The organism is Calothrix sp. NIES-2098, from assembly GCF_963875125.1.
GTDB lineage: Bacteria > Cyanobacteriota > Cyanobacteriia > Cyanobacteriales > Nostocaceae > Aulosira.
In genome coordinates this window covers 2,337,339-2,359,447 of the sequence record NZ_CAWNKJ010000001.1, presented here as the reverse complement: position 1 = coordinate 2,359,447, position 22,109 = coordinate 2,337,339, and the positions used below count along the sequence as shown (strand labels likewise).

Annotated in this window: 20 protein-coding genes; 14 read left to right on the top strand and 6 right to left on the bottom strand. The window is 41.5% G+C overall.

From position 1 onward, the window contains the following. Positions 1–33 precede the first annotated feature (33 nt). The 4 genes from hemJ to AACU33_RS09885 form a co-directional block, all read right to left on the bottom strand. Positions 34–618 (bottom strand): protoporphyrinogen oxidase HemJ, encoded by a 585-nt coding sequence (hemJ, locus tag AACU33_RS09900; RefSeq protein WP_096588344.1) that lies wholly within the window; start codon positions 616–618, stop codon positions 34–36. Between the two features lie 179 nt (positions 619–797). After that, on the bottom strand, positions 798–1,319 hold the full coding sequence (locus AACU33_RS09895; RefSeq protein ID WP_445291751.1) for an SLOG cluster 4 domain-containing protein: 522 nt from the start codon (positions 1,317–1,319) through the stop codon (positions 798–800). Positions 1,320–1,501: 182 nt separating this feature from the next. Next, positions 1,502–2,050: a hypothetical protein gene (locus tag AACU33_RS09890; RefSeq protein WP_096588342.1), complete on the bottom strand. Its 549-nt coding sequence runs from the start codon at positions 2,048–2,050 to the stop codon at positions 1,502–1,504. 253 nt (positions 2,051–2,303) lie between these two features. Continuing rightward, entirely contained in the window at positions 2,304–3,185 is an 882-nt protein-coding gene (locus AACU33_RS09885; protein WP_096588341.1) for a 4-hydroxybenzoate solanesyltransferase, read from the bottom strand. A 250-nt stretch (positions 3,186–3,435) separates the two neighbouring features. Here AACU33_RS09885 and AACU33_RS09880 point away from each other — a divergent pair, with 250 nt between their 5' ends. The 4 genes from AACU33_RS09880 (at position 3,436) to rsgA (ending at position 9,128) form a co-directional block, all read left to right on the top strand. Then, positions 3,436–5,088, top strand: coding sequence for a Ppx/GppA phosphatase family protein (locus AACU33_RS09880; protein ID WP_096588340.1), 1,653 nt, complete (start codon positions 3,436–3,438; stop codon positions 5,086–5,088). 112 nt (positions 5,089–5,200) lie between these two features. Then, the gene (locus AACU33_RS09875) at positions 5,201–5,662 is read left to right on the top strand and encodes an EVE domain-containing protein (protein ID WP_096588339.1); all 462 of its coding nucleotides are present in this window, start codon (positions 5,201–5,203) and stop codon (positions 5,660–5,662) included. A gap of 494 nt (positions 5,663–6,156) precedes the next feature. Next, the gene (gene abc-f, locus AACU33_RS09870) at positions 6,157–7,767 is read left to right on the top strand and encodes a ribosomal protection-like ABC-F family protein (protein WP_096588338.1); all 1,611 of its coding nucleotides are present in this window, start codon (positions 6,157–6,159) and stop codon (positions 7,765–7,767) included. 299 nt (positions 7,768–8,066) lie between these two features. Then, positions 8,067–9,128, top strand: a complete 1,062-nt coding sequence (gene rsgA / locus AACU33_RS09865; RefSeq protein ID WP_096588337.1) for a ribosome small subunit-dependent GTPase A — start codon at positions 8,067–8,069, stop codon at positions 9,126–9,128. On the opposite strand, the gene AACU33_RS09860 is transcribed toward rsgA, so the two are convergent. Continuing rightward, positions 9,103–9,426 carry a hypothetical protein gene (locus AACU33_RS09860; protein WP_096588336.1) on the bottom strand — a complete coding sequence of 108 codons (324 nt, stop codon included), beginning with the start codon at positions 9,424–9,426 and terminating at the stop codon, positions 9,103–9,105. The genes rsgA and AACU33_RS09860 overlap by 26 nt on opposite strands. A 44-nt stretch (positions 9,427–9,470) precedes the next feature. On the opposite strand from AACU33_RS09860, the gene AACU33_RS09855 reads away from it, so the two are divergent. The 9 genes from AACU33_RS09855 to AACU33_RS09815 all read left to right on the top strand — a co-directional run bounded on the left by AACU33_RS09855 (position 9,471) and on the right by AACU33_RS09815 (position 20,856). Beyond that, a complete protein-coding gene (locus AACU33_RS09855) occupies positions 9,471–11,732 on the top strand; it encodes a heavy metal translocating P-type ATPase (protein WP_096588335.1) in 2,262 nt (753 codons plus the stop codon). Positions 11,733–11,959: 227 nt separating this feature from the next. Continuing rightward, positions 11,960–12,898 (top strand): cupredoxin domain-containing protein, encoded by a 939-nt coding sequence (locus tag AACU33_RS09850; protein WP_339375892.1) that lies wholly within the window; start codon positions 11,960–11,962, stop codon positions 12,896–12,898. 97 nt (positions 12,899–12,995) lie between these two features. Next, on the top strand, positions 12,996–13,409 hold the full coding sequence (locus AACU33_RS09845; RefSeq protein ID WP_096588334.1) for a heavy metal-responsive transcriptional regulator: 414 nt from the start codon (positions 12,996–12,998) through the stop codon (positions 13,407–13,409). A gap of 17 nt (positions 13,410–13,426) precedes the next feature. Further along, positions 13,427–14,053, top strand: a complete 627-nt coding sequence (locus tag AACU33_RS09840; protein ID WP_096588333.1) for a class I SAM-dependent methyltransferase — start codon at positions 13,427–13,429, stop codon at positions 14,051–14,053. Between the two features lie 294 nt (positions 14,054–14,347). Then, on the top strand, positions 14,348–14,542 hold the full coding sequence (locus AACU33_RS09835) for a heavy-metal-associated domain-containing protein (RefSeq protein ID WP_096588332.1): 195 nt from the start codon (positions 14,348–14,350) through the stop codon (positions 14,540–14,542). Positions 14,543–14,642: 100 nt separating this feature from the next. Then, entirely contained in the window at positions 14,643–15,953 is a 1,311-nt protein-coding gene (locus tag AACU33_RS09830; protein WP_096588331.1) for an efflux RND transporter periplasmic adaptor subunit, read from the top strand. 35 nt (positions 15,954–15,988) lie between these two features. Next, positions 15,989–19,144, top strand: a complete 3,156-nt coding sequence (locus tag AACU33_RS09825) for an efflux RND transporter permease subunit (RefSeq protein WP_096588330.1) — start codon at positions 15,989–15,991, stop codon at positions 19,142–19,144. 83 nt (positions 19,145–19,227) lie between these two features. After that, entirely contained in the window at positions 19,228–19,635 is a 408-nt protein-coding gene (locus tag AACU33_RS09820) for a heavy metal-responsive transcriptional regulator (RefSeq protein WP_096588329.1), read from the top strand. A gap of 336 nt (positions 19,636–19,971) precedes the next feature. Continuing rightward, positions 19,972–20,856 (top strand): hypothetical protein, encoded by an 885-nt coding sequence (locus tag AACU33_RS09815; RefSeq protein ID WP_096595206.1) that lies wholly within the window; start codon positions 19,972–19,974, stop codon positions 20,854–20,856. Positions 20,857–20,915: 59 nt separating this feature from the next. Here the strand turns inward: AACU33_RS09815 and AACU33_RS09810 are convergent, their stop codons facing one another. Further along, positions 20,916–21,401 (bottom strand): DUF1772 domain-containing protein, encoded by a 486-nt coding sequence (locus tag AACU33_RS09810; protein WP_096588328.1) that lies wholly within the window; start codon positions 21,399–21,401, stop codon positions 20,916–20,918. A gap of 244 nt (positions 21,402–21,645) precedes the next feature. On the opposite strand from AACU33_RS09810, the gene AACU33_RS09805 reads away from it, so the two are divergent. Beyond that, positions 21,646–21,972 carry a DUF6825 family protein gene (locus AACU33_RS09805; protein ID WP_096588327.1) on the top strand — a complete coding sequence of 109 codons (327 nt, stop codon included), beginning with the start codon at positions 21,646–21,648 and terminating at the stop codon, positions 21,970–21,972. Positions 21,973–22,109: the final 137 nt, after the last annotated feature.

Sequence of the window (22,109 nt, the reverse complement as noted above, 5' to 3'; positions counted from 1 at the left end):
CCCTCAGAAATTCTGAGGGAGTTTTTTATGAGATTAACCTTGTTCTTGTGCAACTTGTCCTAATTGTGCTGTCAGCTTTTCTTTATCGCGCTTGCGTTTTTTAGCGTAAAGCTGAATTGTTACCGCCATTAAGATAATTGACGCAAAAACTACCCAGACCGTGATATCTGTAGGCAGATTGTTCTTGAATACAGCAAGCAGAACAATCACCATCAGCATAACTGTAGGTCCTTCATTTAAAGCCCGTAACTGCTGACTATTCCAACGGCATTCATCTACTGCTAATTTTTTCATGAGTCGGGAGCAGTAATGATGATAACCAATTAATAAAGCCACAAACACCAGTTTGATATGCAGCCAACCCTCTTTCAAGACATCCGGTTCCGTAGTTAGTAGACCGATTGCCATTGCTACAGTCACCAACATTCCTGGAGTTGTGATGATATTGTAGAGGCGTTTTTCCATAATTTGATACTGATTTTTCAGTATCGTGCGTGCTGGTTCTGGTTCTTGGTTTGCTTCAACGTGATAGATAAATAGACGTACTAGGTAGAACAAACCAGCAAACCAGACTACGAAGCCAATAATATGAAACGCTTTAAACCAGGAATAAGCCATGAATTGTAACCTGCCTGTCTCAACTTGTTGTAGAGTAGCTATTGCCTAAATAACCGCAAGTACTCTCTTTATCAGGTTACGGTAAAACCTTATGCGGCAACCCATCGCTAGTCGGCAGATGAATTAAGAAGTGTGAATTTTCGTAATAAAGCTTCATAATAAAGCCACGCAAAGGAAATCTATCCTGATTTGGCAGTCTTGTTTAAAATTAGCTTGGCAGATGCGATCGCATCTACCGCACTCTCCACAATATAAACATTCTCTGGTGACAGCTTTTTAAAGAACACTTTGCTTTCTGCATCGTCGTTCAGTAAAATCACTGCCTTATTTCCTTTCAAAGCCAAAGCGATTTCTGAAGCAGTTCCCGCACCCATCCCACAAGCAATTACCACATCGCTAGAGAGAACATTAATATTATTTCGAGCATTTCCCATATCTGTAAAAACGGCAATATCCACATCATGAGAAATACTATCTTGCTGATTTTTTGGGAGAATACCCAGCGTTAAACCATTAGCAAATTTAGCACCCTTATTTGCAGCATCCATCACTCCCGCATTTCTACCGCCAGTGAGTAAAATCCATCCTTGCTGGGCAATAAGAAGACCTAATTCATAGGCATTTTGCAAATCACTTGCTGTCGCCTTTTCTCCCGGCCCCATCACTCCAACAATAGTTGTTCTCATATAGTCATTTGTCATTGGTCATTAGTTATTTCCTCCCTTCGGGTGACGCTCCTTCGTCGCTCTAAGCGAAGCTATGCCGAAGGCTTTACGCTGCGCTAACGCCAGTCGCCTGCGGAGGGAAACCCTCCCGCAGCGCTGGTCTCACCTTGTCCCCCTTGTCCCCCCACACTTCCCACACTCCCTTGTCTCCTCATCCCCTACCACTGTTCATTCCAATAAACAATTTCTGAGGCTGAACTATCAATTGCAACCCCATAGCTATCACCATGATTCCATTTAAAGCCAGGACTACCTCTATCTTGCGCATTTAAAACTAATATTTCGTAGCTTGGCGGAAACGATTCTTCGGATGTGTCGCTAGTATAAAAAAATGTTGTAGGCACTCCATTAGGTAAGTTAGCGTGGTCATTTGTATTACCACCTCTATACTCATGTTTGGCAACACTTTTATATTGTGCTAGTAATTTTTTTATCTTTTCTGGTGACTCTTTTAATCTGACTTGAAAAAAACTACTACCTTGCGCAAACCCTGGTAAATAAGCAACTTTTACATCCTTTGCATCCGCAGGAATTGTAATTGGGAAATGTTTTACTTGGTAGTCATTATTTATTAATTTATTGCGTATCTCAGCATAACGAGATGTATCATTTACTATCTCAGGTTCCGATGAGCTACTAAAAGCTTTTCTGAGAAAAAAACTTCCCCCGACAACACCAAGACTGCCAAGGGAAAATAAAATTATCATGGCGATTTTGACGAGATGCGATCGCTTCATGAGTTGAATACGTCTTAAAGTTTAGAGTTATATATCCAACTACTAAACTAAATTCGTACTATTTCGGATATCACTCATGAAATATTGATAAAAACTTTGTGTACACAGGGGAAATACAGTTTTTTTATAAAGTTATCTTGAAGGAGTTAATACTAATACGTAAGTTGTACATACCCTTTCGTAGGGGCGAGGAAATCCCACCCTTAACTATCGTCCAAGACATTTACAAAGAACCAGCAATCATCCCAGCCAGTAAGATAAAACCAATCCAAACATTTTGCCGGAACATCTCAGCATAAGCAGGATTGGGTAAATTTGGCTTGCTTAACTGTAGTGACTGCCAAATCCAACCAATTGCGGCAATTACTAGGCTAATCCAAAAGGCAATGTGAAGGTGGATGGAAATACCTAAGCAAGCAAGTAAGGCAATTGTGCCAGCAAAGAAAATCCCAATTGCTAAAGGAGCGTAATTCCCAAAGAAGAGAGCGCTAGAATTAATCCCAATGCGTTGATCGTCCTCGCGATCGCTCATAGCGTAAACAGTATCAAATCCTAATGTCCACAATACAGTTGCGCCCCAAAGTAACCAAGTAGGTTGGGAGATATTTTGAGTTACTGCACTCCAGCTAATCAATACAGCAAAACCCCAAGCAATTGACAATACTAATTGCGGTATGGGAAAAACTCGCTTTGCCCCTGGATACAGTAAAATTACGGGCACTGCTGCCGCAGACAACCAAAAAGTTAAAGGATTAAGATAAAACGCCAGAATTGCGGCACAAAACAGCGCTACTATGCCTACAGCAATCCCGACTTTAATTGATAGTGTACGAGCAGCTAAAGGGCGATCGCGCGTTCTTTCCACTTCAGGGTCGATATCTCGATCCCACAGATCGTTGACCACGCAACCAGCCGCACTTGTGGCGAGAGTACCCAATACAATCGCGCCAACTAAAGGCAAAGGCGGTTTACCTGCGGCTGCCAAAAACAAAGCCCAAAGGGCAGGAATCATCAAAATTAATCGTCCTTCTGGTTTATGCCACCGCAAAAGCCGAAAAATCACAAGCCACATCGGTTCGGAATTGGTTTCTGGCGTGTTTAGCATAGAAGTGAAGCAGAATCAAGTAATTACTTTAGCTAGATGCATTCACACATCTTTACATCTATAGAATATCTTTATTTGCTATTTGTAAAAACACAACCTAAACTGGCATCTTTAGATACATCTAAACGAGCAATTTAGTTGTGAGCAGCAGAGTAAATCTTCTGAAATCAGGTAGAGTCACCCACTACTCAACCGCAATCACCCCGACATATTAGTTTTTACTATCCTTCTTTAACAGAGAGAAAACTAGATGCTGAGTTTAGTTTCAGCTAACTGCATGAGCCTTCCTACGCCAACAGTTAAGCAACACCGGATTATTGCTGCCATTGACCTAGGTACTAATTCTCTGCACATGGTAGTGGTGAAAATTGACACCACCCTACCAGCATTTACCATTATTGCTAGAGAAAAAGAAACTGTGAGACTAGGCGATCGCGATCTGGCTACGGGTTATCTTAAACCAGAAATTATCGATAAGGCGATCGCGGCACTAGGACGCTTTCAAGAAGTTGCCAAAACTTTTAACGCTGAAACAGTCGTAGCTGTAGCAACTAGCGCCGTCCGCGAAGCGCCCAATGGTAAAGATTTTCTCCATAGAATCGCAGTTGACTTGGGTTTGAACGTTGACTTGATTTCTGGACAAGAGGAAGCGCGACGCATTTACCTGGGTGTACTGTCGGGGATGGAATTTCACAACCAGCCTCACACAATCGTGGATATTGGCGGTGGTTCCACAGAAATAATTTTGGGCGACAGTAACGAGCCACGCACGCTTACGAGTACTAAAATTGGTGCAGTCCGCCTCACAAGCGAATTAATTAGAACTGACCCGATTAGTAACTCTGAGTTTCAGTACCTGCAAGCTTACGCACGGGGAATGTTAGAACGTTCTGTAGAAGAAGTGCAGGCAAATCTCAAGTTTGGCGAATCGCCCCGGTTGGTGGGAACTTCAGGTACGATTGAAACCTTGGCGTTGATTAATGCTAGAGAAAAATTAGGTTACGTTCCTTCTACACTCAATGGCTATCAACTCAGCCTCAAGGACTTGCGCGATTGGGTGAATCGCTTGCGGAAACTGAATAACATCGAAAGAAGTGTAATTCCTGGTATGCCAGAAAAGCGGTCTGAAGTTATACTGGCAGGCGCAGTAATATTACAGGAAGCTATGACGCTCTTAGGCGTTGATTCAGTGACAATATGCGAACGTGCCCTCCGCGAGGGTGTAATCGTGGACTGGATGCTAGCCCACGGTTTAATTGAAGATAAACTGCGTTTCCAAAGTTCAATTCGGCAGCGTAGCGTCCTTAAACAAGCTAGCAAGTATCAAATTAACTTAGAACATTGCGATCGCATAGCCAAATTTGCTCTGAGTTTATTTGACCAAACGCAAAACAAATTACACTACTGGGACACAGAAGAACGGCAACTACTATGGGCAGCTGCGATATTACATAATTGCGGTCATCATATCAGCCATTCATCTCACCACAAACACTCTTACTATATAATTCGCAATAGTGAATTACTCGGTTATACCGAAACTGAAATTGAAATCATTGCCAATTTAGCCAGATATCATCGCAAATCTGCCCCCAAGAAAAAGCACGAGAATTTCCGCAATTTACTAAGCAAACAGCACCGTCAAATAGTCAGCCAATTAAGTGCAATTTTAAGATTGGCAGTAGCTTTAGATCGGCGACAAATTGGTGCTGTTGCCAGAGTCCAGTGCGAATACTATTCCAATAATCAAGAAGTGAAGTTGCGAGTTTTTCCCTTTCATCCCGATGATGATTGTGACTTAGAAATGTGGAGTTTAGATTATAAAAAAGGAGTATTTGAGGCAGAATTTAATGTAAAATTAGTGACCTCTTTAGAACCTTATGCGATGGCCATTAGCTCATAACTGACGCTATAGCAAGAAGCTATAGTAATTACCTGGCTTCTTGCTGTGCGATCGCACTTTTGCACAAAATTAAGGTATAGGTGGTAATGAAAAAGCAAAAACCCTAAAATTGATGAATTATTGGCTAATTAAGTCAGAACCAGAAGTTTACAGTATTACTGACCTACAACAGCAAGGTCAGACTATCTGGGACGGTGTTCGTAATTATCAAGCGCGCAACTTTCTCCGCCAAATGCAGATAGGAGACTTAGCCTTTTTCTATCATTCAAATAGTAATCTTACGGGTATTGCTGGATTAACACGTGTCATTGAAACAGCTATTGCCGATCCAACCCAGTTTGACCCTACCAGCAAATACTATGACCCAAAATCCACTCCTGAATCTCCTCGCTGGCAAACAGTTATTGTAGAATTTGTTGAGTATTTTTCTCAGCCAATATTACTATCAACCCTCAAAGAGAAGTTTACTCCCGAAGAATTAATATTAGTGAGAACAGGAAATCGGTTATCAGTAATGCCAGTTCCTGAAGTAGTCGCTCAAAAAATTTTGGCAATCAAAACCTCCTTAACTTAGATACGTTCAACGTTGAAGCACTCTCAAGGGAACTCATTCCCTCTTTTGCGTTAGCATATTTGCAAAGAGAAGAGGGTTTCCACGGGATACAATAGCTGACAGCGTGGCAAAGAAGCAAATATCATTGAGTAGGCTTCTGGAATTTTCTTGTGGTAAGCTGTAGATAACTTCAGATATCACAACGCCTCAATTCACCTAATTGACATGAAGTAGTAGCAAAAAAGTGTTGCTGGAAAGCAACCGTGTCACAAAAATGATCGAGAAATTAGCAAGTTAGCTCAAAGCTTTCTTGTCAAAAATTTTTACTTACAATTCATAGTTTATCCTCAACTGCTGTACGTATAACAGACTAATGATTTAACCACTCTCAGCACAATACTTTTGGTTTTTTCGCTTGGGATATTCGATAGTTTGCCCTAGTTTGGGTGCTTGATATTCCTAGTATTTCACTGTGCGGTTGATTGGACGCTACACAATCTAAATTAGGGATTAATATGCATAAAAATTCAATTTTATTAGCTGAGAACATCAGTTACGAACTTGGCGTAGATAGAACTCTATTTCAGCGAGTTCATATCAATATTAGTATGGATCATCGCATTGCTTTGGTTGGTCGCAATGGGATAGGAAAATCCACTCTACTGAAGATACTTGCAGGTCAAATTAGCCCTAGCGGTGGGTCTGTATGTCGTAAGCATAATGTCTACTACTTACCCCAAATCAGCACCATTCGAGAAAAAATTACAGCAGATTCAGTACTCGATTTTTTAAGTTCTATTTCTGATGAATGGTGGAAAATTGAAGAAATTTTGCAAACCCAATTTCACACTACGCTTGATTTATCCCTACCAGTTACTAACTTAAGTGGTGGGGAACTTACAAAACTATTTCTAGCAATTGGTTTATCTCAAGAACCAAATCTGCTATTGCTGGATGAACCAACAAATCACATGGATCTACAGGCTTTAGAAAGTTTAAGGCTGTTTCTGCAAGATTTTGCTGGCGCATATATCATTGTCTCCCACAAGCCTTTTTTCTTGGATCGGGTGACACAAGTTACTTGGGAACTGACACCCGACGGGGTAAAAGTATACGGTGGTAATTTTTCTTACTATCGAAAACAGAAAGAAATCGAGTTAGAAGTGGCATTGCGATCGCATGAAGTTGCCAGAAAAGAACTTAAACGCGCCCAAGCTACAGCTATGCAAGAACAGCAACGCGCCGCCCAATCTCACCGCCAAGGGCGGGCTAAGTTTCTCAATGGCAGCATCGATCGGATGTCAGCCGGATTGATCAAAACCAAAGCCGAGGCTTCCGCTGGCAATGCGAAAAAGAAACACGAACTTGCAGTAGCAAAAGCTACTCAAAATGTGGCAGATACCAAAGTAAAAACCACTAAGGTGACAAGTATTCAATTAGCAGAAAGGGATCAAAAACGCAGAAATTTGATTGATATTCAGGGTGCAAATCTTTGGGTGTCAGAAAGCTTGCTGATTAAAAATATGCAGATGCATATTACCTGTGGCGATCGCATTGCGATTGTCGGCGCGAATGGTTCGGGTAAATCGACTCTCGCCAAAGCAATTCTAGAGAAAGAACAGCAAGCACTTTTGGATTCGGGTGAGGTTTTGCTCTCACCAACGATGAAAGCTGTATATCTCGACCAAACCTATGAACTGGTAAACCGCCAGCAGACAATTCTCGAAAATATGCAATCTGCGAATCCCAACCTCAGCTATCAACAGCTGCGTCAACAACTGGGACACTTTCTGTTCAAATACGATGACGTTCACAAAAGCGCATCGGTGTTGAGTGGTGGTGAATTAGCCAGATTAGCGATCGCGATCGTCAGCATCTCAGAAATTGATTTGTTAATTCTCGATGAGCCGACTAATAACTTGGATATTGAAACCGTTGAGCAAATGGTTGCAGGTATTAATGATTATCAGGGTGCCCTTTGGGTAATTTCTCACGATATTGATTTTCTCAGCCGCATCAACATTACTCAAGGTTTCAAGTTAAGCCAGCAAGCTTTACAACTAACAACTTATTTACCCAGTACACCAGAGGAATATTATCAAGAATTGCTGGCTTGTTTCAATTGATTACTGCACCTTGATTAACCAAGCGATCGCAGTATTTGATGCCAGTTTTGCCGAAATCAGATAATGTAGTAATGTAGATTATTTTTGTACTACATCAGGGAGGAAGAATGATGACTGAATTGCAAACCGTCCGGGTTCCCCTCAAAAACTCAACTCCTACAAGGCACAGAGATTTTCGTTCAGTCGTCCATTTACAGGAATAATGCTCGAATTTACAGACACTAGAGAAATTCATTTACAAAAGTGTCCGCCTCTGTGCGCCTTGTTGATAGCAAGCAGCACACATCAAGGACACATCAATGAATTTGGATTTTTTAGGCTGGAGTGACTTTTTTACTCACAGTTTTGCACCCTATAGCCAACAAGGTTTTAGCGTTGCTAGGGTTGCTATTGAATACAGAAATACTTACATAGTTTATAGCGAGCAGGGCGAACTAACAGCAGAAGTTACAGGTAAACTGCGACATCAAGCTACTCAAGCGCAAGACTTTCCTGCTGTTGGGGACTGGGTTGTCATTCAGGCGCGAGAGTCGGAAGGACGGGCTACCATTCACGGTATATTGCCGAGAAAAAGCAAGTTTTCCCGAAAAACCGTTGGTAGTAAAACCGAAGAACAAATAGTAGCAGCTAACATTGACACCGTGTTCTTGGTTTGTGGACTTGATGGTGACTTTAACCCCAGACGAATTGAACGCTATCTAATTTTGGCTTGGGAAAGTGGGGCGAATCCAGTCATTGTTTTAAATAAAGCCGACCTGTGCAACTCTTTAGAAGAGAGTGTCTCAGAAGTTGAAGCCATTGCTCTGGGAGTGCCAATTTTAGTATTGAGTGCCACCAATCATCAAGGGCTGGATGCCTTGAAATCATACCTGCAACCAGGACAAACAGTTGCTTTGCTAGGATCTTCTGGTGTGGGTAAATCTACAATTACCAACCAACTCAAAGGCGTATCAGTGCAAGCTGTACAACCAGTGCGTCGAGGTGACGACCGAGGTAGACACACGACTACAAATCGAGAATTGATATTATTACCGACAGGCGGCTTAATTATCGATACCCCAGGAATGAGAGAAATTCAAATTTGGGCAGGTGATGATAGCTTGCAAGAAACCTTTGCAGACATCGAAACCTTAGCCGCAGAATGTCGTTTTCGTAATTGCCAACACAACAACGAACCCGGTTGTGCAGTGCAACAAGCATTACTTGAGGGAGAACTTGATTTATCAAGATTTCTCAGCTACCAAAAATTGCAAAAAGAACTGAACTATCTTGTTCGCAAACAAGACAAACGGGCGCAATTAGCCGAGAAAGAACGCTGGAAGAAAATTCATAAAGCTATGCGAAATCATCCCAAGCTTTAATCGCGTTGAGATAAATAACTGATTTTATTGTAGGACGGGCGATATACCCGTCTTTTTCAGTATTGATAATGGCTGAACTTTGATAGAACTGCTGATTTGGTATAACTATAAGCAAATTGTGCCCAAGGGCGATCGCAATTTTGGTTTGCTGGCGAGTTAAGGGACTTGAACAGAAATTATTCCTGACTTCAGTTAATCTATGGGAAATAGCTGCAAAGCTAGTTGAGAATGAATTTTTTGCGTAGTTCCAATTTTCTTTCTCTACCCCCTTGACACTCCAGTGAACTGGAGGATTCAAGATGAAATCAGTCTTGAACGCGACTTGATAATTGGAGCTTTCAAATGGAGAATACTACACTTAAACTGCGCGGTATGAGTTGCGCTTCCTGTGCCAGAAGTGTTGAAGATGCTATTAGTTCTGTCCCTGGTGTAAATGAATGTAGCGTGAATTTTGGGGCAGAGCAGGCAACAGTTAATTATGACCCCAGAAAAACAGATTTACAAGCCATCCAAGAGGCAGTGGATGCAGCAGGTTATTCTGCCTATCCCCTCCAAGAACAAAACTTGATGGTGGGAGAAGATGATGAAGAAAAAAGACATCGCCTGAAAGAATCCCGCGATTTGCTGCGGAAGGTAACAGTAGGTGGCATTATTGGCACTGTGCTGGTAATTGGTTCGCTACCAACGATGACAGGGGTACGCCTACCTTTGATTCCCACCTGGTTACATAACCCTTGGCTGCAATTAGTACTTACCACGCCTGTACAGTTTTGGTGTGGTTATTCTTTCTACGTCAATAGTTGGAAAGCTTTCAAGCGCCATGCCGCTACAATGGATACCTTAATAGCTTTAGGTACGAGTGCAGCATATTTCTATTCCCTATTCGCTACTTTATTTCCTGGCTTTTTCATCGATCGGGGTTTGATGCCAGAGGTGTATTACGAAACAGCGGCAATTGTCATTACCTTGATTTTGTTAGGACGGCTATTTGAAAATCGCGCCAAAGGACAAACTTCAGAAGCTATTCGCAAGCTGATTGGTTTGCAAGCGAAAACCGCACGGTTGATTCGGAACGGGCGAGAAATCGATGTACCGATTGAGCAAGTAGAAATTGGCGATGTGGTGCTGGTGCGTCCTGGGGAGAAGATTCCCGTTGATGGCGAAGTAGTTGACGGGACATCCACAGTAGACGAAGCGATGGTGACTGGGGAAAGTATACCCGTGAAAAAGCAACCAGGGGATGAAGTCATCGGCGCAACCATTAACAAAACTGGCAGTTTTAAGTTTCGGGCGATAAGAGTTGGTAAGGATACTGTACTGGCGCAGATTGTCCAACTAGTACAGCAGGCTCAAGGCTCGAAAGCTCCCATTCAAAGACTAGCAGACCAAGTTACGGGGTGGTTTGTGCCAGCGGTAATTGCGATCGCAATCCTTACTTTTATTATTTGGTACAACATCATGGGCAATGTCACCCTGGCATTGATTACCACAGTTGGAGTATTAATTATCGCTTGTCCTTGTGCCTTGGGTCTAGCCACACCAACCTCTGTGATGGTAGGTACTGGTAAAGGTGCAGAAAACGGCATTTTAATTAAGGGAGCCGAAAGCTTAGAATTAGCTCACCAGATTCAAACAATTGTCTTGGACAAAACAGGTACAATTACCCAAGGCAAACCCACAGTTACAGATTTTCTCACAGTTGACGGTACGCTGAACGGCAACGAACTGAAGCTGATACAACTAGCCGCATCCTTAGAACGCAATTCGGAACACCCCTTGGCAGAAGCCGTTGTTCGATATGCCCAATCTCAGGAAGTAACCTTAGCAGATGTCAAAGATTTTGAAGCTGTGGCAGGTAGCGGTGTCCAAGGTATCGTTTCTAACCGTCTGGTGCAAATTGGTACACAACGCTGGATGGAAGAGTTGAGTATTAACACCCAAGCTTTGCAACAAGATAAAGAACGCTTAGAATACTTGGGTAAAACAGCAGTTTGGTTGGCAATTGATGGCGAAATCAAAGGATTAATGGGGATTGCTGATGCGATTAAACCCACTTCTACCCAGGCTGTGAGAGCATTACAAAGACTCGGTTTAGAAGTTGTCATGCTCACAGGTGATAACCGCCGCACCGCCGAAAGTATTGCCCATGAAGTTGGTATCAAAAGAGTCTTGGCAGAAGTGCGCCCCGACCAAAAAGCCGCTACAGTACAAGCACTACAAGCAGAAGGCAAAATTGTGGCAATGGTTGGTGATGGTATCAATGATGCACCAGCCTTAGCTCAAGCCGATGTGGGAATTGCAATTGGTACTGGTACAGATGTAGCAATCGCAGCTAGTGATATCACCTTAATCTCTGGCGATTTGCAAGGCATAGTTACAGCAATTCAACTCAGCCGCGCCACAATTCGCAACATTCGCCAAAACCTATTCTTCGCCTTCATTTACAACGTTGCTGGGATTCCCATCGCCGCCGGGATTCTCTTCCCCATCTTCGGTTGGTTACTCAACCCCATCATCGCCGGTGCAGCAATGGCCTTTAGTTCAGTTTCCGTAGTCACTAATGCACTGCGTTTACGCAACTTCCAACCTAAAACACTTGCATAGAGGAAATAACAATGCCCAATCAAACCATATTTTTCGGGACTTTAGTAGGATTTGGATTTCTGCTGGGAGTAATTTCAGGAACTTTAGTCTAGCTAACAACTTACTCCAATTCTCTTTCACTCTCCAAAACTCAGACCATAGCTGACTTTCTTAATTACGAATTACGTTAGCGCAGCGGGGCGTAGCCCATTACGAACTACGAATTATATCCATGTAGGAGGTTTTTAATGGTGAACAAAGCAGCACTCATCGGTAGTATAGCCAGTTTAGGAATTGTATTCGGAATTGCCTCTGGCGAAGCAGTCGCACAAAAATCCCATGATGCACACTCATCTGCAAACACCCAAACTAATCAATTTCAACGTATCGATCAGCCATTAGGTAACAAAATAGCCGTCACCCTCGGAGGCTTAGGACTACTTGGCTTAGAACTTTGGTGGTTTTTGCTGAGTAAACCCAAGTCTCAGAAAGCAGTTGCAGCGGGTGGAGGTATTCAAGAAGTCAGCGTCACTGTTGATGGGGGATACGATCCCAGTCGAATTGTGGTGCAAGCTGGTATACCAGTACGACTGAAATTTGAACGCAAAGATCCCAGCAGTTGCTTAGAACAAGTTGTCATTCCAGATTTTTACATTGCCGCAGATTTACCGCTTAATCAAGTAACCACGGTGGAATTTACACCCAAACAAGCCGGAACTTATCTCTTTACCTGTGGAATGAATATGTTTCGCGGTGAAATTCAAGCCGAAGCTTCAGACGCTCAATCAACAGTTACAAAGGAAGATGAAAAGATGATAGAAACTCAACCCAAATCCTTCAGTTCAATTGATGAGCATGAAACAACTATAGAGCAAGGAATTCAGAAAGCTACCATCACAGTAGATAAGGGATACACACCGAATCGTGTTGTTGTCCAAGCGGGGCAAAGAGTACAACTCAACTTTCTGCGCGAAAATCCCAGTAATTGCCTTGCGAAAGTGCTAATTCCTGATTTTGGTATTGCTGCTGATTTACCAATCAATCAATTAACCTCAATTGAGTTTACACCCGAAAAACCAGGCGAATATGCTTTCACCTGCGGCATGAATATGTTTCGAGGTGCAATTTCAGTCCAAGCCGCAGACGCTAGTGAAGAAACAGCTTCTACTCAACTCAGTGTCTCATGAGCTTGATGGAATGATACTTTTCTTGCTTGACTCTCCAGTGAGCTGGAGAGTTTAGTATTACGATCGGTAATCATATCTCACTCAGGGTTTGGTAAGTATGTTAGCTCAAGCAGAAGCAAAACAGATTGGTGTAGTTGCCAAAGAAAGCGGAGTACCAATTAAAACTATTCGTTACTATGAAGAACTTGGTCTACTCAAATCATCAGGAAGAACCGAAGGCGGATTTAGATTATTTAAGTCTGATGTTTTGGAGCGACTACACTTTATTAAACGCGCTCAAAGTTTAGGATTAAGCTTATCAGAGATTAAGGAATTTTTAAATGTTCATGATGAAGGAGAATTACCTTGTGAGCATATCAAAACTAAACTAGAAGATAAGGTAAAAGCTATTGATGAACAAATTCAGCAATTACTGATTTTGAGACAAGAATTATCAGGGTTGCTTTCTGGTTGGGAAATCAAGCCTGATGATTCTCATTCCACTATTTGTCCAATTATTGAACATGAATAAATTTTACAAAAAATAATATGAGTGAAACTATAGTTCGCAAACAGTACGATCAGTTAGCTGCTGTTTACGATCTACGTTGGAAAAGTTATATAACCAATACACTATCTTTCCTCAAAAACTGGGCGGAGATATCACCAACAGATACTATACTTGATGTTGCCTGTGGTACTGGTGAGTTTGAACGTTTAATGCTGGCTGAGTATTCATCGCAACAGATTGTTGGGGTAGACATTTCAGATAAAATGCTGGCGATCGCCAAACAGAAATTTAGTGCTTATCCTCAAGTATCATTTCAAATTGCGAGTGCATCAAATTTGCCATTCGACAATGATAGTTTTGATGTGATTGTGTCTGCCAATGCGTTTCATTACTTTGACGCTCCACTTGCTGCATTAAAGGAGATGAGACGTGTCCTTAAGCCTGATGGTAAAGTCATTATCCTTGATTGGTGTAGAGATTATCTACTTTGTAAAATATGTGACGTTATCCTTAAAGGTTTCGATCCGGCTCATCAGCAGTGTTATACCCAAAATGAATTTCACCGCTTGCTTGAAGATACAAATTTTGCGGTTTCTCATGCAACCAGAATTCGCTTTAGTATTGTGTGGGGATTGATGGTAGCTACAGCAATTCTCAAGACTTAAGCTGTTTTATTGCTGCTTACACACTTTTAATTTTACTAAAATTAATACTTTCAAAAGCTTTTCACTAATTACAAGAACAAAAATTCCAATTTTATATAAAACCACATATGCACACAGATAAATCATCACTGTTTATCTGTGTGCATCTATTTTTATCTGTAGTTATTTCTTCATTTTTACTCTTGACTCTCCATGCAGATGGAGAATTTAAGCTAATTCCAGGTTGAGTAAGTAAATTAAAAACTTACTCAAACAGAATCAGAATTAGTAGTAAAAAATCAGGAGTTTTCAGAGATGAAACTACAACTTACAGTGCCTAAATTAGCTTGTTCAGTTTGTGTAAATACTATCAACACTGTAATTAAAAAAATTGATGCTAATGCTACTGTCAAAGCTGACACAAAAACCAAAACTGTCAGTGTAGAAACTCAAGCATCAGAGACGGACATTAAAGAAGCCATCGCCTCTGTTGGCTATCCATCAATCTAGAGTTGTTCAAAGGTATATCAACAGTTAGTCTTTTGCTAACTGTTGATGGAAATTTCTCAATTTATTTTGGCTCAACTTAATTTACAGGAATTTCTCAAACATGAACCCCTTGGAAAATCAAACTCCTATTCTAGATTTAGACGATGATTTTGAGACTGAATTACAGTTACCACACTCAAAAAGACCTTGGCTTTGGCTATTGCTCACTCTACTATTAGCAGGTGGAAGTATTGCCGTTTGGCGTGTGCTTACTCCCAGTCAAAAACCCCCAGTAGCGACAGCTGCTGCACCTGCTGGCGTAAAAGTAAAATTATCATCGCTACAAACCAGCACAGTTGAACAAAGTTCAAATTTTATTGCTAACCTGCGATCGCATCGTTCAGTTACTCTCCGTCCCAGAATTCAAGGACAGATTGGTCAGATTTTTGTGAGATCCGGCGATGAGGTAAAAGCAGGTACACCAATTCTGCAAATAGATGCGGAAGAACAAAAAGCAGCAGTTAGCGGTATGAATGCGGCTGCAATGGCGGCGCGATCGCAACTCGAAAATGCAAAAGCAACTCTCAAATCTATAGAAGCTGAACGTTTATCCAAACAAGCTGATGTCAAGCTAAACGAGTTGGACTACCAAAGGTACTCTTACCTGGCTGCGGAAGGTGCGATATCTCGTCAGACTCAGGATCAATACGCTAACAAACTAGCTACAGCTAAAGCCAGTTTGAATGCAATTGATGCCCAAATCCAAGCCCAAAAAGCTGCGATTTCTCAAGCCGAAAAAGCCGTACAGCAAGCTCAAGCAGCTACCAAGCAACAACAAGTCCAGTTGAAATACTACAAAATTACTGCTCCCTTTGCTGGCAAAGTAGGCGACATACCCATCAAAATCGGTGATTTTGTTGATACTTCGACAGGATTAGCAACTATCACCGAAAATCAAACTCTAGAAGTTAATATCTCCGTACCAGTTCAGCAAGCAACCCGATTGCGTCCAGGAATGACATTACAGTTAATTGACGAACGGGGTAAAAATCTCGGAAGCAGTCGCATATTTTTCATCGCTCCCAACACAGCCAACGATACGCAGTCAGTCTTAGTAAAATCACTGTTTGATAATTCCCGCAGACAGTTGCGAGCCGACCAATTTGTTAAAGCTAAAGTGATTTGGGACAAGCGCCCAGGAGTATTAATTCCCACTTCAACCGTCATCCGTTTGGCTGGAGAAACTTTTGTTTATGTAGCTGAATCATCACCCAAGCGATCGCAGTTAGTAGCAAGGCTCAAACCCGTAGAGCTAGGTAGTATCCAAGGTAACCAGTATCAAGTGGTGAAAGGGTTAACCGCAGGCGAGAAAATTGTTGTTTCCGGTTTGCTCAATTTAAGAGATGGCGCACCTATTATTCCTGAACCTTAGTTAAATCCAGATTTTTACCCAGAAAGAATAAGTCTATGTTTGCGAATTTTTTTATCAAGCGACCTGTATTTGCGATCGCCTGCGCTTTAGTAATGCTCATGGTAGGTATAATCAGTATTCCGCTACTACCAGTAGAGCAGTACCCAGATATCAGCCCCGTACAAATCAATGTCACCGCTAATTATATTGGTGCTAGCGCCCAAGTTGTAGAAGATACAGTTACAACAGTTCTAGAACGACAAATTAATGGTGTCGAAGGCTTGAAATATATCACTTCAACTAGCAGCAGTGACGGTACTAGTAACATCGTCGTTACTTTTGATCAAGGGTATGACATTGATACTGCTGCGGCTGATGTGCAGAATCGAGTCTTGCTTGCAGAACCAAAATTGCCAGAAGTTGTCCGACAAACAGGCGTTTCTGTCACAAAGCAATCGAGTGGTATTGTCTTAGCGATGGCTTTATATAGTGAAGGCGATAAGTACGATGATACTTTTATTAGTAACTACGCCGACCTTTATGTTTTAGACCGCCTCAGACGCATCAAAGGTGTAGGTAACATTGCGACTTTTGGCGATCGCCGCTATGCGATGCGCTTATGGCTTGACCCGACTCAACTGGCTAATCGCAAGCTTACGACAGAGGATGTAATTAACGCCCTTAACCAACAAAACTTACAGTTAGGTATCGGTAGTATTGGACAGCCACCCGCACCAAATGGGCAAATGTATCAAATTGAGTTGCAAACCCAAGGGCGGTTAAAAGAAGCTGACGAATTTGAAAACATGGTCATCAAAGCGAGTACAGATGGCACACTTGTCAAGCTTAAAGATGTTGGTCGTGCTGAACTGGGGGCAGAAAATTATAGTTCCTTTGCTCGCTATAGTGGTCACGTTGCTGTTGGCTATCAAATCCTGCAAATTCCTGGGAGCAATGCTTTAAACATTGCCAATGCGGTAAAAGCCGAAATGGAGCAAATTGCAAAGGACTTTCCACCTGGTTTGAAATATGAATTTCCCTATGATTCTTCACTATTTGTCGAAGCGTCTCGCCAAGAAGTTGTCAAAAATTTATTGGAATCAATTGTGCTGGTTGTTTTAGTAATTTTTGTTTTCTTACAAGACTGGCGCACTACCCTCATTCCCGCAATTACAATTCCGGTTTCTTTAATTGGGACGTTTGCCTTTGTAAAGGTTTTCGATTTTTCACTTAACAGCTTGACTTTGTTTGGTTTGACTTTAGGGTCGGGGATGGTGGTAGACGATGCAATCATCATTGTCGAACAAATTAACCGCTTTATCCAGAGTAAAAGGATGAATCCGCGCCAAGCGGCTAGCGAATCAATGAAAGAACTGTTTGGGGCGGTCATTGCCACATCCCTCGTACTCATGGCTATGTTTATTCCTGTGGGATTCTTCCCTGGAACAACGGGACAACTATATAAACAATTTGCACTGACGATCGCTTTCTCAATTGTACTTTCGACTTTTATTGCTATTACCTTAACTCCTGCTTTGGCAGCTATATTGTTGCGGAAAACTCAAAAACCACGCGGTTTACTAGGCTGGATTTTTGCAGCGATTAATTGGTTACTTGACTGGATGCAAAAAGGGTATCAACAAATTCTCCGGTTGCTGATCAACTTTAAAATCGTTGTTGTGGTACTGTTTATTGCATCTTTGGTTTGGACAGGCTGGCTGTACCTGCGCGTTCCGACAGCATTTTTACCAGAAGAAGACCAAGGTTATTTTATTAATTTAATGCAGGGGCCAGATGGCACTTCTCTCAATTACACCCGTGAAGTTGCGAAGCAAGCAGAAAAAACACTGCTGAAAATCCCAGAGATTCAAGGTACTTTTGCAATGGGTGGTGTGGGTTTTAGTGGTAATACTCCCAACCGAGGCTTGATATTTGCACCGCTAAAATCTTGGGATGTCCGAAAAACAGCCGAACAAACTGCATCAGCAATTGTTAATCAAGCTAGAGGTGGGTTGTCAGCAATTAAAGACGCAGCCGTGTTTGCGGTAAATCCTCCGACTATTCAAAGTTTAGGGAGTGTGGGTGGTTTTGTGTTTCAGCTGCAAGATAGAGGAGACAGAAATAACAGTGATATCAATAATTTAGTCAAAATTAGCCACGATTTAATCGGCAAAGCTAATCAAACACCAGGACTGCAAGGAGTATTCAGTACCTACACCGCTAATGCACCACAGTTACTTATTGAAGTAGATCGAGAAAAAGCCGAAGCCTTACAAGTCCCTGTTAGAGATATTTTTAGCACATTGCAGACTTTCATCGGTTCGCGCTACGTCAACGACTTTAATGCTTTTGGTCGCACTTACCGAGTCTATGTCCAAGCAGATCAACAGTTTCGCGCTAACCCAGAAGATATTGGACAACTATATGTGCGTTCCGGGCGGGGTGAGATGATTTCCCTCAGTAGTTTGGTGAAGGTTACGCCAACCACCGGGCCGCAAACAATTAACCACTATAACCTGTATCGATCAATAGAAATCAATGGTGCAGCCGCTCCTGGTTTCAGTTCTGGACAAGCAATAGAAGCCATGAAAAATTTAGCCGCTAATGTTTTGCCAAAAAACATGAGCTACGAATGGTCGGGTATTACCTTAGAAGAATTAGAGTCTGGTGGTCAAGCACCAATTATTTTTGGTCTAGGAATTTTCTTTGTTTTCTTAGTGCTAGCTGCTCAATACAATAACTTCGTAGACCCTTTGATTATTTTATTGTCAGTTCCCTTAGCCGTTTTAGGAGCATTGTTAGCTCAATCATGGCGCGGCTTATATAACGATGTTTATTGCCAGGTTGGATTAGTCATGTTAATTGGTTTAGCTAGTAAAAATGCAATTTTAATTGTTGAATTTGCTAACCAATTACGCGAACAAGGGTTTTCGATTACTAAAGCAGCCTTGAAAGCTTCTGGCGAACGCTTACGACCAATTATCATGACTGCTATTTCTACTCTACTAGGAACTTGGCCGCTTGCTGCCGCTACAGGCGCAGGTTCAGCTAGCCGACAATCTCTTGGTACGGCTGTCTTTGGTGGAATGTTTGTTGCAACTTTCTTGAGTTTGTTTGTAGTACCTATCCTGTATATCGTCATTACCCAGATTCGCCTGCGATTTGCAAGTGTACCAAAGGCTAAATATCCAGCAGGTGAATTAGCCAAATAATCAGGAGATATTGATACTTGACTCTCCAGCTAACTGGAGAATTTAGGATAAGGTAAAGGGCTAAATCGGAGAGAGAAATCAGTATGCTAGTTCAAGAAGAATCAAAACTGATTGGTTCAGTTGCCAAAGAAAGTGGCGTACCAATCAAAACCATTCGCTACTATGAGGAGCTTAGACTACTCAAATCATCAGGCAGAACCGAGGGCGGATTTAAATTATTTAATACTGATGTTTTAGCTCGCCTGCATTTTATTAAACGCGCCCAAAGCCTGGGTTTATCTTTAGCCGAAATCAAAGAATTTTTGAATGTTCATGATGAGGGAGAATTACCTTGTGAACATATAAAAACTAAGCTAGAGGATAAGGTACAAGCGATTGATGAACAGATTCAACAGTTACTCATTCTGCGGCAAGATTTAGAAAGACTGCTTTCAGCCTGGGAAATTCAACCAGAAACCTATCATTCAACAATTTGTCCTATTATTACTTGAAGTTCAAATTTAATCTAATAAATACAATCCCAAAGCACGTTTATTTTAAATAATGGAGTGATTTTTATATCTATAAAATAAAAAACTAACTGATTTTTTATTATTTTTACCTCTTGACTCTCCAGTTAACTAGACAATTTAAAGTAATTTCATGTTGAGTAGATAATTGATAAAACTACTCAGCCATCTTCAAAAATTAGTCATTCTCAATGAGGATTAAATGTGATGAATATAAAACAGATAATTCCAAATTTTTGTAACAACTCCAATAGCTCTAATAAAACCTCTGCTTTACCTCTGCGTAAATCTTTGCGCCCCTCTGCGTTTAAAAATAAAATAAATCGATTTCTAAACGCAATTGCTATAACTACCACTTTGGTAATAGCTCAAAGTTGCTCATTATTACCTAAAGCTGAAGAAAAAGCAATATCTGTTACCACACATCAGCATGAGGAGCATTCAATGAGTGAGACCCATCATGGAGAACATTCAACAAGTAGCGCAGTTCATGGGGAGAAGAAAGCATTGACTCAAGCAAAACTCAAAGTTTCTAGTAATATCACTGCGAATAAAAGTATTCCGATATTGATTTACATTCAAGATTTAAATGGGAAGGCGATCGCCAAGTTTGACACCTTCCAAGAAAAGCTCATGCACTTAATTATTGTTAGTGACGATCTTCAATTTTTCAGTCATCTTCATCCTATATATAAAAATAACGGGCAGTTTGAAGTTGAAGCCAGTTTTCCCCAAGCAGGCGGTTACACATTTTTTAGTGATTACAAACCTGCTAGTCAAACAGAACAAATATCAGTAATAAAAACCCAAGTTCCTGGAATCACTATTGCTGCTCCAGAAATTGACATTAAGCGTAGTAAAACTTTTAATGATACTCAAGTCAATCTTGCTCTTTCTGAACCAACTGTAAAAGCAGGTAAAGAAGTCACTTTAATGTTTAAATTACAAGATGCTTCTAATAATCAACCGCTTACAGACTTACAGCCTTACTTGGGAGAAAAAGGACATTTAGTCATCCTGCGACAGTCAAACTCATTAACAGCAGCAGATTACATCCATGCTCACGCACTACAAAATGCCCCAACTGGGCAGGTTCATTTTATGACTAGCTTTCCGCAACCAGGAAAGTATAAGCTTTGGGGTCAGTTCAACCGCAATGGCAAAATCATCACTGCTGATTTTTGGATAAATGTTGCAAGCTGATACTGGAAATAATATCGAGAATTACTGACACTGGGAAAAGTCGGGGATACATCTTGGCTTTAAAGAAAGGCACAAAAGTTGATGGTAATCAGGAACATAATAAACGCGGTGCCTGAAGCACATACACGAACTAGATTCAGGATATGCCATTGCTTACGTGCCGCCTCCCAGTCTGGGGGTGGATTATTGGCTGACCAGCCCATAATCTGGTCATACAGAGGTTCATTAAAAAATCGAGATACCAAGAACATACCAATGAAAAAAATAACTATTCCTATGGAAATAAGTCCAAACGCAAGCCAGTTTGCAGATTGATAGATACCAACTAAAGCCGGAATCGGAGCCAGAAGTGAGACGAGCATCAATGTAATATTAAGAGGCGATCGCCTTGCCACTTTTAAGAATCGCTGCATCAGTTCAGCATACTCCGTTGCAGACAATTGATTAAGCAATGGTTGGAAGATAAACAACATTGTCAGCAACAGTCCTGTGAATAGCCCCGTCGAAATAGTTGCAATACTGAGCGTGAAATAAACTAGAGGCATTTCTTTCTCCTCAGAAACAGTATGAAGGATCGCACGGCGGGCGATCGCTTTGATTTGGCCTCTCAGGGACTTACCAATAAAAAAATATCTTTACTTTTCCCCTTTTCATCTAAGGTTGCCCGTGGTTGGTAAAGAATGCTATCTAGGCTAGATTTTTGCCCAGCCAATATATATCTCCACAGTAGAAGCCGCAAAGCATAGGAGCAAGTTATAATTCTCTTGCGGAGAGACGTAACAAAAATTTATGAGTAACCCCCTTTTGCAAGCTTTTTTTGTCGGCAGAGCTGTTGCTGAAGTAGTCAACGAACGCCTAGAGGTCGCCTTGACTGATGCTTTAAGCGAACTTGGCAAATTTGATGCTGAAGCTAGAGAACAATTGCGCCAGTTCACAGATGAAGTGCTAGAACGGGCAAATCGAGCCGCAGAGGCTGCTAGTGCTGGTCAATCAACCACAGTACGCGGGCCAAGCGGATCTGACCCAGTTGATTTGCAAGCCATGATTGATGAACTGCGAGCTGAAATTGCCCTATTGCGTACCGAATTACAGAAGTATCGTAGTAGTTCAGTGTAAAACAGAAAAAATCCACTAGGAAGCATATTTAGTCATTTGTCATTGGTCATTTGTCAAAATTTATGCACAGACAAAGGACAAATGATATTCGATCGCAAACAGTTTAGGAATCAGAGTGTCTTTTCTTCCAGGTGATT

Coding starts and splice junctions, on each gene's coding strand:
- hemJ (WP_096588344.1), bottom strand. CDS start 618: ATGGCTTATTCCTGGTTTAAAGCGTTTCATATTATTGGCTTCGTAGTC.
- AACU33_RS09895 (WP_445291751.1), bottom strand. CDS start 1,319: ATGACAAATGACTATATGAGAACAACTATTGTTGGAGTGATGGGGCCG.
- AACU33_RS09890 (WP_096588342.1), bottom strand. CDS start 2,050: ATGATAATTTTATTTTCCCTTGGCAGTCTTGGTGTTGTCGGGGGAAGT.
- AACU33_RS09885 (WP_096588341.1), bottom strand. CDS start 3,185: ATGCTAAACACGCCAGAAACCAATTCCGAACCGATGTGGCTTGTGATT.
- AACU33_RS09880 (WP_096588340.1), top strand. CDS start 3,436: ATGCTGAGTTTAGTTTCAGCTAACTGCATGAGCCTTCCTACGCCAACA.
- AACU33_RS09875 (WP_096588339.1), top strand. CDS start 5,201: ATGAATTATTGGCTAATTAAGTCAGAACCAGAAGTTTACAGTATTACT.
- abc-f (WP_096588338.1), top strand. CDS start 6,157: ATGCATAAAAATTCAATTTTATTAGCTGAGAACATCAGTTACGAACTT.
- rsgA (WP_096588337.1), top strand. CDS start 8,067: ATGAATTTGGATTTTTTAGGCTGGAGTGACTTTTTTACTCACAGTTTT.
- AACU33_RS09855 (WP_096588335.1), top strand. CDS start 9,471: ATGGAGAATACTACACTTAAACTGCGCGGTATGAGTTGCGCTTCCTGT.
- AACU33_RS09850 (WP_339375892.1), top strand. CDS start 11,960: ATGGTGAACAAAGCAGCACTCATCGGTAGTATAGCCAGTTTAGGAATT.
- AACU33_RS09845 (WP_096588334.1), top strand. CDS start 12,996: ATGTTAGCTCAAGCAGAAGCAAAACAGATTGGTGTAGTTGCCAAAGAA.
- AACU33_RS09840 (WP_096588333.1), top strand. CDS start 13,427: ATGAGTGAAACTATAGTTCGCAAACAGTACGATCAGTTAGCTGCTGTT.
- AACU33_RS09835 (WP_096588332.1), top strand. CDS start 14,348: ATGAAACTACAACTTACAGTGCCTAAATTAGCTTGTTCAGTTTGTGTA.
- AACU33_RS09830 (WP_096588331.1), top strand. CDS start 14,643: ATGAACCCCTTGGAAAATCAAACTCCTATTCTAGATTTAGACGATGAT.
- AACU33_RS09825 (WP_096588330.1), top strand. CDS start 15,989: ATGTTTGCGAATTTTTTTATCAAGCGACCTGTATTTGCGATCGCCTGC.
- AACU33_RS09820 (WP_096588329.1), top strand. CDS start 19,228: ATGCTAGTTCAAGAAGAATCAAAACTGATTGGTTCAGTTGCCAAAGAA.
- AACU33_RS09810 (WP_096588328.1), bottom strand. CDS start 21,401: ATGCCTCTAGTTTATTTCACGCTCAGTATTGCAACTATTTCGACGGGG.
- AACU33_RS09805 (WP_096588327.1), top strand. CDS start 21,646: ATGAGTAACCCCCTTTTGCAAGCTTTTTTTGTCGGCAGAGCTGTTGCT.